Origin of the sequence: Bacillus sp. AP50 (assembly GCF_040492675.1) — a bacterium.
Taxonomy (GTDB): Bacteria; Bacillota; Bacilli; order Bacillales; family Bacillaceae_G; genus Bacillus_A; species Bacillus_A cereus.
This window is the reverse complement of the sequence record NZ_JBEUTW010000668.1, coordinates 1-4,605: the sequence shown is the minus strand read 5'-3', so window position 1 is coordinate 4,605 and position 4,605 is coordinate 1. Positions and strand designations below refer to the sequence as shown.

The following is a 4,605-nucleotide window of genomic DNA, read 5'->3' as shown; positions in this document are numbered from 1 at the left end:
GGAGTATATAATGTGAAAGATAAAGATTTATATGGGGAAACAACTCAAAAGGTTGCTACTGATATAAAAAATGACAAAAACGTTGGTGACAATCAAAATTACAAAAAAGAAACTGTTTATAGTACAATTTTAAAAAATGAAAAATCCCGTTTAATACCCCAGAATCAAGGCATAGATATTTCATATGTAAAATTAATATTTGGAGGGTTAAACGGACTGAGTAAATTGAAGCCAAGTGAGGATAAAAAAAGATTTAGTGAACCGAGCATAATAAGCTATAATTTAACGGAATTACAGTTTAAAAGCATAATTAATGATAAGTTAAATTTAAAATATGATAAATTTGATTCTGCAGTATTAATGATTGAATTTAATACACCTAATGATGCAAAAGAAAATAATATGAGAATAATGGAAATTACTATTTCGGTAAATTATGAAGAAAAACAAGAGAATAAAATTATAAAGCGAAATCAAGAAATTTCGACATATTATCATGCTAGGGAAGAAAATAATCAAAATTCCAAAAAAGAATATATAGATTATGAAAAGGAGTATATAAATCAGCAATAATTTATATTAGGAGGAGTTTAATGTGGGGAGAGAAATGAAAAATGAAGAGGACTTTAAAATAGATAGCGATGTAGGTAAGCTGAGGTTAGCTGGTAGAGATATTTATCAATATAATGGGAAAGAGAAAATATATAGTAATTCAAATGAAAAGACAAATCAGAGGGAATTAGAGAAAAATTTTAATGCTGAGCTTATAGCTGATGATGATAACCATCCAACATCAGGGTTTGGAGCATATGCCTTACGAAGTAAAGATACGGATGAGATTTTCATAGTATACGTTGGAACTCAACCGAATCAGGTAGGCGATTTAGCAACCGATGGAGCAATTGGGCTACATAATTTAACTAATTCACCTATATTGGGGTCATTAGCGGAATTTCAGTATAGTCAAGCAGAAAAATTTTATGAAAAAGTCAAGGCGAAGAATAAAGGAAAGAAGATAACTTTACTAGGGCACTCCTTAGGTGGCGGAGCAGCGAATACAGTTGCATTAAGACATCAAGAAGATAATATAAACGTATTAGCTTTAAATCCTGCGCCTGTTTTAAATAAAGATGTGGTTAAGTACGGATACGGGACCAATATGAAAAATTGCCGCAGTCTTATAAATGAATATGATCCTTTGTATGGCGCCATTAAGGCCGCAGATTTTGTAATACCTGGACAGGTTTATAAAATGGAAAATGGGGAAGGGCATTCTTTTTTATATGATCCAAAATTTTATTCTAGGAATGGGAATGTAGCAATAGATAAATTGAAAAAGGTTAGCGAAACAGGATTTGATTGGAAATTTGGTTTTTTAGAAATATCAGAATCTGCTGGGGACCTATATAAAGGAATCACTGGAAAAAAAACATTAAGTACAACAGAAGAAGTTGTAGTGGATTTAGTGGTAAATGGAACCCCAGTCAGTGCAATTCTAGTTGCAATAACAGTAGTGGGAGATACTAGTGCTCTAGCAACAAAAATAGCAAGTATAGGTGTAGAAACAGGAAAAAAAGCTTTGAAATTTAGTAAGGAAGTTATACAAGAAGTTAGAAATCAGGTGAATGCGGCTGTGGATTGGATAGAGAATAAATTAGCAAAATGTAAGGAAAAGGTACTTGAAGTGTTAGAATCAGTATTTAACGCAGCTGTAGATTTTTTAGTAGGATGCATCATTCTTTATTTATCCCGTGATGAAATTATAGCAATTGCAAAAGAAGTAGCATCTTCTCTTGTTCAAGATATTTTAGATGTATTTAAAGGTGACTTTGAAATTGATACAAATATTGCTTCAATTGCTGGAGATTATGTAAGAAGCCATCGCCAATCATTATTAAACTATTTTATGAATGATGGTAGTAGAGGGTTAAATCGTTCATTATTAGTAGAGATTTCTAGAGATGTGAACGAACTTTCAAATGATTTAAAAGAGTTAAGTCAAGATGTAACAGATGCGGTAATTTCTATGATAGCAAAAGATGAAGAGTTAGCTTCAGTTTCTTATTATTGATAAATGTTAAGGAAGGGGGTATGAGGATGGATTTACATATGATAATGTCGAGGGTTCATAGTACATTTCCGGACAGTGGTGGGCGAGATCAAATTATTAATGTTGTTATGCAACTTGAAAAAGCAGCTGTATCTTTGACCGGAGATATTAGAAGATTAGAAAATAGTATTGATAATAGTTTGCAAGGTAAAACACGTGATGCTTTTATTGATCGTATCCGCCAATTAGAAAAAAGGCGACAAAAAATAGAAGAGAAAATTATCGTATTAAAAGGATCGGTGAATTAATATGAAAGATTATATGGAGAAAGTTTTGCCTTTAGGAAGTGTAGTGAGGTTGAGTACTGAGGAAGAAAAAGATGTAGAGTATGTAATTACTACAAGAGGAATACTTCTAGATGAAGACACTTTCTATGACTATGGTGGGGTATTACACCCAGTAGGTTTGACGGGAGAGACATATAAATTATTCAATGACTTTGATATATCAGAAGTGAAATTTGAAGGGTATAAAAATTCTATTGAAGGAAATTTTGCTCATAATTTTAAAATATGGCGAAATGAATTTGTAAAAACGATAAAGAACAAGGCTGAAAATAATAAGTAACAATTATTAATAAAACAAAGGCTATAATATATTTGGAAATAAATAGACTTTCCTCTTCCAAAATGGAAAGAGGAAAGTCTAATTTTGATTGAATAAGAATCTAAATATCTAATATTACGTGGGAACAATATGAAAAAGAGCGCCAAGAATTTATAGCGAATAGAAAAAGAATAAGAGAAAAAGAGCAAAAGCTGAAATAATATTTGTAAATAATAGTCATAGACTGTTTTTTATGGTGAAAATCTATCTGTGAAGAAATAAATCATTTTATACTGTACGATGAAAATGGGGATATTTCGGTATTTTTATAGTTAGGAAAAAGTTATTCTAAAAGGAGTATGTTGGGTGAATCATAGACGCAAGAAAAAGAAACCGAAACAAATAAGAAAAGAATCTGTTCAGATAAAATCGATAGTAGAAGAAAAACCGCTAAAGAAGAGTAGCAACAAGTTGGTCGATATTCTCCTAGGTATTCTTCTTTTTCCAATTCTTATATGGGCTGTCTTGGAAGGTTGTACAACACAAGTAAGCAAAGGGAAGACTTTCCTTATTATCGTTTTCTTTCTCTTAATTGCAATAGGGTTATCTATGATAGGAAACAAATAAGGGGGAGTTCAGATGTTTAAGAAGAAGGAGAAAAAAAACATTTACGTTAGATTGGTAAACACACAAGGGGAAATCATTCGAGAGTTTAATTGTACAGAAAAAGACTTGCGAAAAGTAAAAGAAAATGGTACTGAAATTCGTTTGGTTGGAGATAACTCATATGAGATGGTAGCAACCGATGAACAATTAGAAAAACTAGCAAGAGCTGAAGCAGAAATCGAAGCGGAAGTTAAGGCATGGGAAGATGCTTTAAATGAGAGTTTGGATGAACGCGAAGAAAGAGAAGCGAGACAGAAGGAATTGAAAGAAAAGAATAAATGGAGTACAAAGAAGAAAGTAATCGTATTTGGACTGATATTCTTTGTATTTATTGGATTACCTATTATCGAAGGGTATCAAAATAGTAAACTAGTTGAAGAAGGTACATCATTACATGCAGAAATTGTAGGTAGGCATGTAGAGAAGGAATTCATGTTTACACACCCCACATTAGTAGTTGAGGTAGATGGTAAAAAGCATAATCTATGGGTAAGTGAAGAGACATATAACGGAGCAGAGTGGTTAGGTAGACTAAAAGTCATCAAAACAAAAGATGGTAAAGTTGAGAAAGACCCTAGATATGAGGGGGAAGACTTAATTACGAGTTATTAAGCAGTATGTTTTTAGTATTCGCTTCTCTCAAATTAAATAACATTATTATTTGCAAAAATCGAATCCATTAAAATAAAAATCAAATTTTAAATAACTGTAATAACCTCCTAGCATATTGTCGATGGGAGGTGATCAACTTTCTGAAGATACAATTGTGATAACAGTAACGTTTTTACTAAGTGAGTGCAATTTCAGAGAAACAAAAATAGAGTATGAGGGATATGCTTAAGTGAAAGAGAGAAGAATATTTAGAGCTTTTGAGGAGAAAGAAGGCTATTTGTACTATCAAAAGCATTTGGATTATGTACGGTAATTAATGTAGTGATGATATACATAAAAGATTATCTAAATTTAGTTACACAAAGATGAATGTACTTAAAAAATTAGGAATGTAATGGGATTTTAGTGAATGAAAATTATTTAAACTATATAGAAGGTGAAAAACTGAATGTGGAATATAAAAGAAGAAGATTTAGATGAATTTAAAATAACATGTAGAAATCGTTTAAGCCCTGAAGGAGCTATGTTGTTTATGTTTGGTGGAATGCTTTATAGTTCGTTATTGATGCTTTTTATTTTTGGAGCACTAATTAGATTTGGCTGGGATTACTATCCGACTCTTTTTGACACAGTAATAGTCAGAATGGAATTGTTGTTATATAGCCTACAAG

General features: G+C 31.6%; 6 protein-coding genes and 1 pseudogene. All 7 read left to right on the top strand.

What is annotated here, in order from left to right:
- The coding region (locus tag ABWK52_RS28185) for a DUF3952 domain-containing protein (RefSeq protein ID WP_353772315.1) at positions 1-573 on the top strand (573 nt) is incomplete at its 5' end.
- Positions 574-607: 34 nt separating this feature from the next.
- Complete coding sequence (locus ABWK52_RS28180) at positions 608-2,071, top strand: lipase family protein (protein ID WP_033689279.1); 1,464 nt, start codon at positions 608-610, stop codon at positions 2,069-2,071.
- 26 nt (positions 2,072-2,097) lie between these two features.
- Positions 2,098-2,358: a hypothetical protein gene (locus ABWK52_RS28175; protein WP_000363090.1), complete on the top strand. Its 261-nt coding sequence runs from the start codon at positions 2,098-2,100 to the stop codon at positions 2,356-2,358.
- Between the two features lies 1 nt (position 2,359).
- Positions 2,360-2,677 (top strand): DUF4176 domain-containing protein, encoded by a 318-nt coding sequence (locus ABWK52_RS28170; protein ID WP_000656388.1) that lies wholly within the window; start codon positions 2,360-2,362, stop codon positions 2,675-2,677.
- 345 nt (positions 2,678-3,022) lie between these two features.
- A complete protein-coding gene (locus ABWK52_RS28165) occupies positions 3,023-3,283 on the top strand; it encodes a hypothetical protein (protein WP_001016553.1) in 261 nt (86 codons plus the stop codon).
- A gap of 12 nt (positions 3,284-3,295) precedes the next feature.
- Positions 3,296-3,934 carry a hypothetical protein gene (locus tag ABWK52_RS28160; RefSeq protein ID WP_098542455.1) on the top strand — a complete coding sequence of 213 codons (639 nt, stop codon included), beginning with the start codon at positions 3,296-3,298 and terminating at the stop codon, positions 3,932-3,934.
- Positions 3,935-4,382: 448 nt separating this feature from the next.
- A pseudogene (locus ABWK52_RS28155) lies at positions 4,383-4,605 on the top strand (hypothetical protein); the annotation flags it as partial.

What these genes read in the sequence shown, in the direction of transcription:
- ABWK52_RS28175 (WP_000363090.1), top strand. Translation starts at nt 2,098, where the DNA reads ATGGATTTACATATGATAATGTCGAGGGTTCATAGTACATTTCCGGAC.
- ABWK52_RS28170 (WP_000656388.1), top strand. Translation starts at nt 2,360, where the DNA reads ATGAAAGATTATATGGAGAAAGTTTTGCCTTTAGGAAGTGTAGTGAGG.
- ABWK52_RS28160 (WP_098542455.1), top strand. Translation starts at nt 3,296, where the DNA reads ATGTTTAAGAAGAAGGAGAAAAAAAACATTTACGTTAGATTGGTAAAC.
- ABWK52_RS28180 (WP_033689279.1), top strand. Translation starts at nt 608, where the DNA reads ATGAAAAATGAAGAGGACTTTAAAATAGATAGCGATGTAGGTAAGCTG.